This window comes from Aliidiomarina haloalkalitolerans, assembly GCF_003987315.1.
Classification (GTDB): domain Bacteria; phylum Pseudomonadota; class Gammaproteobacteria; order Enterobacterales; family Alteromonadaceae; genus Aliidiomarina; species Aliidiomarina haloalkalitolerans.
The window spans coordinates 1-569 of record NZ_PIPI01000029.1; the positions used below are offsets into that span (position 1 = coordinate 1).

The following is a 569-nucleotide window of genomic DNA, read 5'->3' on the forward strand; positions in this document are numbered from 1 at the left end:
GCTCCTACTGCTTGTACGTACACGGTTTCAGGTTCTATTTCACTCCCCTCACAGGGGTTCTTTTCGCCTTTCCCTCACGGTACTGGTTCACTATCGGTCAGTTGGGAGTATTTAGCCTTGGAGGATGGTCCCCCCATATTCAGTCAAGATAACACGTGTCCCGACCTACTCGTTTTCACTGCAAAAGATTCGTCGTGTACGGGACTATCACCCTCTATCGTGGCACTTTCCAGAGCCTTCCACTAAATCTGATGCAGCTTAAGGGCTGCTCCCCGTTCGCTCGCCGCTACTAAGGGAATCTCGGTTGATTTCTGTTCCTAAGGGTACTTAGATGTTTCAGTTCCCCTCGTTCGCCTCCTACACCTATGTATTCAGTGCAGGATAGTGTGCAAGCACACTGGGTTTCCCCATTCGGAAATCCATGACTCATGCGCCTCTTACTGGCTCATCATGGCTTATCGCAAGTTAGTACGTCCTTCATCGCCTCCAACTGCCTAGGCATCCACCGTGTACGCTTAATCACTTAACCATACAACCCAAAACAGTGTCCTGCCGCTTGCCTCTTTAGC

Annotated in this window: 1 rRNA gene; it reads right to left on the reverse strand. The window is 50.3% G+C overall.

What is annotated here, in order from left to right:
- Positions 1-529 (reverse strand): 23S ribosomal RNA (locus CWE06_RS12360); the annotation flags it as partial.
- Positions 530-569 lie beyond the last annotated feature (40 nt).